Annotated in this window: 4 protein-coding genes; 1 reads left to right on the top strand and 3 read right to left on the bottom strand. The window is 38.1% G+C overall.

The window, feature by feature from the left end; translation table 11 throughout:
- Positions 1-42: 42 nt before the first annotated feature.
- Complete coding sequence (locus L659_RS0101740) at positions 43-1017, top strand: transposase (protein WP_024589310.1); 975 nt, start codon at positions 43-45, stop codon at positions 1015-1017.
- A gap of 340 nt (positions 1018-1357) precedes the next feature.
- On the opposite strand, the gene L659_RS0101735 is transcribed toward L659_RS0101740, so the two are convergent.
- From L659_RS0101735 to L659_RS01000000122870, 3 genes are all read right to left on the bottom strand, one after another.
- Complete coding sequence (locus L659_RS0101735) at positions 1358-1960, bottom strand: hypothetical protein (RefSeq protein ID WP_024589400.1); 603 nt, start codon at positions 1958-1960, stop codon at positions 1358-1360.
- Between the two features lie 352 nt (positions 1961-2312).
- Positions 2313-3014 (bottom strand): metal-dependent hydrolase, encoded by a 702-nt coding sequence (locus L659_RS0101730; RefSeq protein WP_024589399.1) that lies wholly within the window; start codon positions 3012-3014, stop codon positions 2313-2315.
- A 162-nt stretch (positions 3015-3176) separates the two neighbouring features.
- On the bottom strand, positions 3177-4580 hold a 1404-nt coding region (locus L659_RS01000000122870), incomplete at its 5' end, for a sensor domain-containing diguanylate cyclase (RefSeq protein WP_024589398.1).

Below are 4580 nucleotides of genomic sequence, written 5' to 3'. Positions count from 1 at the left end.
AGGACTACGTTTATTTAGTGTAAAAAATAAGCAGGGTGTCTTATGGCTATCGCAAGAAAGCGTCAAGTAAGTTTGGTTGATACAAAATACTATCACTGTATTTCACGCTGTGTTCGTCGTGCATTTTTATGTGGAGAAGACCGCTTTACTGGTCAATCTTACGAGCATCGACGAGGGTGGGTTGAAGATAAGCTGCTTGAATTAGCAAAGGTATTTTGTATTGATGTATGTGCTTATGCCGTAATGAGTAATCACACCCATTTGGTACTATATGTAGATGATAAGAAAGCAAACAGGCTGAATGATAAAGCGATTGTTATTCGCTGGCATAAACTCTGTAAAGGCACATTGTTAACGCAAAAATATGTACAAGGTGAAAAGCTAAGTAAAGTTGAACTCATCTTTTTCAACCAAACGGTTAAACAATACCGCGAACGCCTAGCAAGTATTAGCTGGTTTATGCGGTTGTTAAATGAAGACATTGCGCGCAGAGCAAATAAAGAAGATAACTGCACAGGACGATTCTGGGAGGGTAGATTCAAATCGCAAGCATTACTAGATGAAGCAGCCCTTGCGGCCTGCATGGCCTATGTCGATTTAAATCCCATTAGGGCTAAAATGGCTAACACACCAGAAGAGTCAGACCATACCAGTGTACAAAAGCGCTTAACATGCGCGACAGAAGGTAAACAGCCTAAACAGTTACTACGTTTTGCAGGTATGCCACGTCAGATTATGCCTAAAGGACTGCCGTTTGAGCTTAAATCGTACCTTGAACTTGTTGAGTTAACAGGGCGAATAATACGAGAGGATAAACGCGGGTATATTGATTACATGAACCTACCTTTGTTAGAAAGGCTTAATATCTCCCCAGAGAACTGGCTAAAACTTACTACGCAATTTACGCGCGTATTCCATGGAGCAGTCGGCAGGCCCACTTCACAAGCAAGTTACTGTGAAAATTTAAAGCGTAAACGGCGATCAAATATTAGCAACTGCGAAAAGCTACTCGCATAATACTTAAGCTACTCAGTAAAACCATTCAGTAAACATTATAACTGCAATTATGTAGTTATTATCATGCGTGTAATTCAGGTTTTAACGTGCTAATTACTTATTTAACGGATGAAATAAAGTGACCCAGTTATAAAAGATAAATTCTTAATCTGAATAGCGAATTTTTTGGCATAGTTTTGTTTGTTCAATTAAAGTGGCTGTCTAGTTTAGTCACTAAAGTGGCTGTCTAGTTTAGTCTGGCATCAGTTCAAACGTAAAACATCGGCGAATTAGCATCTCTAATACACGCCGATGTTTATAACTTATTTAAGTAAGCACATTACTTGTAAGGTATTAAGCCTTAGTCTTGTTTACGGTTAAGGCTTATTAAACATATAGCTAAAAGTAACGTTGCAATCATGCCTGAAGCGCCAGCAACAGCTGATGGTAGAAATCCATCACGGCCAAAGGTGATTAAAATACCATTGGCAAGGATTGCAACTCCGCCTGCTAAGGCTGTAAGGCCGCCAATTGCTTTGCCACCTTTAGCGATAAAAGATAGTCCAAAAACAACTGCTGCTAATCCCAATAATAATTTAGCTGCGTAGTAAATCATGAATGACAAAGAAACCACGCCACCAATTAAAGGTTGTGCGCCTTCTACAGTGCCCGCTACTTTCCCAAATGTAGAAAACAAAGTAAGGCCAATACTCACTTGTACTATGTTAAGTATTGCGCTAAACGCGATTGCCGACCAGCCTAGTTGTGAATTTTTTGCTTGCACCATAGCTGTGCCTGCAAAGGCAACTAGTAAAGTAAATACCAGTGCTTCTAGCCCCCAAGCTACCTGCCTTGAAAAACTAATTTCTGCACTGTAAAGGACAGAATAAATAGCCTGTGATATCGCCAATACCAATAATAAAGATGCTGTAATTAGCATGGTGCGTTTATTCGTAAATTCCATTATGGGTCTCTTATAATTTTATATTTAATGCTTTAAAAAGCTGTAACAGATTTGAATAAATCAAACAGATGGGGCTTTTTAACTAATTAGCGTTCTACTTGCTGATATAAGACAGGTAAAGTTATTTAATTATTTCACTTAAACTTATAAAAATAATAATTAATAACAAATAGGCTAAAGCTTTGGATTTTTAACCCAAAATTAAATCGGTAAAACTGTTTTGATTCAAGCCATTTATGCTCTTAAAAGCGCAGCGACTAATTCCCTCTTAGTAAATCAACGTTTAACTATCTTAATTATCAAGAGGGCATTAATTTTGAGTACGTGGTTAAACGGCTTATTACTTAAGGCGTTAAGATAAAAACGTAAAATGAGACCAGTCACTTAACGCTGTAATAGTTTGCTTTGTAGGGGGCGCAACATAGATTAAACCTGCAATGGCAATAATTGAAGCTAGCGTAATTAACTTATTATCGAAGTCAGCTATTTTTAAAGCGGTGCCGAAAGAGCGTTTAATGGTGACATTGCTTAAATCTACACTGTAAATTTCATCCAGCAATAAATGAATTAATCCACCTAATAAAATAAACCCACCCGTTAACCAGGCAAAGACGGCTGCTTGTGTAGTTGATTGGTCATTTAGTTTCCATACTACTTGGGTCGTTAATAGCGCGCATAACAGTATAAATAGTAAAGAGTGGCAACTACCTCTATGTACTGTGATCCATTCAAAAATTGGTCTAATAATATATTTCATAAATCCGTAAACCAATAATGGCACTACGATTAACTCGATAAAGCTAATTTCAATAATGAGCTCGGTGGTTATGTAATGCAGTACCAGTAATACAGCGCTGAGTGCGAATAAGTTAAAAATAGTATCGAGTGATGTTGAGTTATCTGAATCTATATCTGGTAATAAGCCGCCGATTGATCCTAAAAACCATAACCAGAGTGCGCCCTTTAATTCAATATGTCCTGCAGATAATAAGGTGGCTGAGGCTAAGCCTGTGATGATTACGGCAGTATTAAGATGAGTATTGAAGTTTGCCATTGTATCTCTTTATGGGAAAAAGTAGGGCATTCTATCAATTGAAAAGTTTATTGTTCAATGTTCTTTAAAAATTGGGCTTAAATAACCTGGGCTCTGCTTATAAATCACTCTCTAGCAGCCATTTTTAGTGCTAACTGCGTTGAAAGAGCTCAATTAACCCTCTTACTTTTTAAACTCGTCATAAAATGCAATTTGTCCTCGGCCTGTTTCTTTTACGTGGTAGAGCATTTTGTCACCATTGATCATTAATTCGAGTAACTCATCACCATCATTAGGGCCGACTGCAATACCAATGCTTGCACCCACGGCGCATGTTTTATTTTGTGAAATATAAATGTCTTGTTGTAGCTCGTTTAGCATAGCGATTGATTGCTCACGCGTTTCTGCTTTGTTGTAGGTATTAACCTGCCTTGCAACTATAAACTCGTCACCGCCTAGGCGGATGCATATGTCGGTTTCTTGGGTAAAGTGCTTTTTAAATCGGTGTGCTATTTCAATAAGTACTTTATCACCGGCTTCGTGGCCGTAGGTGTCGTTAATGGGTTTAAACTTATCTAAATCAATCATCATTAGTACTAGGTGCTGATTGTGTTTAATGCACTCGCGCAGTGCTTTTTTAAGGCGTTTTTCGCCGGCTCGGCGATTAAGTAAGTCGGTAAGTGGGTCGTGATCGGCTTCAAAACGGGTTTGAAATTCGCGTTCGGCGCGCTCAGTTACATCATGTAAAATTACTTCAACGAAGTGTTCTTGATGAGCGCTTCGCTTTGTTTCACGTTGCTCTGTTAATCTAACAAATAAGCAGTGCAACCAAATAGTTTTATGGCCCACTTTACACTCTATATCTAGGGTTGCTTGTGGTGGGTTTTTATCACAACGTATATTTGCAAGCAGGCTTTGTAGTTCATCAACGTTATTTAACAGAGCAGGAAAGTGCAAGGTTGATAATTCTTCTTCGCCGGGTACGGTAAAGTAATGTTTAAACGCGGGGTTAAAGGTAGTTATAATATTTTTGTCATCTAATAAACAAATACCGGCGCTGGCTTGTTCAAAAATAAGTCTAAATTTAGCTTCTAGTTCTTGAGTTTTTTTACGAAGGGATTGCTCATTACTAATGGTTAGCTTTAACTCATGCATTAAGGCATTTATACCTTGCGTTAGCCTGCTTATTTCGTCTCGCTTACCTTGCTTAAACTGTAGCATTGTCATGGTTTCGGGATTGGTAGGATCAATTGTCGCAAAGCTGTCTGTTAGGTTTTGAATAGGCTGAGTGAGCCATTTGCGTACAACCAGCGACACAAAAAAAGCGATGACGATTGATTGAATCAGCATTAAAATAAATTCTTTTATAAGTGATGACTGTGCTTGTTGTTCAATAAAGTTATCGTCTGGGTATATGGCCAGTACACCAATAAAAGTGTCTTCTATAAAGGGGTGAACTAATTTAATTAAAACAGCTTCTTTTTTCTTGTTAGTAGAGCCACTTGCAATAAATAAATCCATTTCTCCTTTTGGGTTTACTTCTCCTTCTAAGCTTGCGCCTTGCACTAGATCATTACTTAGCAAGCC

Source organism: Pseudoalteromonas sp. S8-8 (assembly GCF_000497875.1).
Taxonomy (GTDB): Bacteria; Pseudomonadota; Gammaproteobacteria; order Enterobacterales; family Alteromonadaceae; genus Pseudoalteromonas; species Pseudoalteromonas arctica.
This window is presented reverse-complemented; position numbering and strand designations above follow the sequence as displayed.

Coding starts and splice junctions, on each gene's coding strand:
- L659_RS0101740 (WP_024589310.1), top strand. CDS start 43: ATGGCTATCGCAAGAAAGCGTCAAGTAAGTTTGGTTGATACAAAATAC.
- L659_RS0101735 (WP_024589400.1), bottom strand. CDS start 1,960: ATGGAATTTACGAATAAACGCACCATGCTAATTACAGCATCTTTATTA.
- L659_RS0101730 (WP_024589399.1), bottom strand. CDS start 3,014: ATGGCAAACTTCAATACTCATCTTAATACTGCCGTAATCATCACAGGC.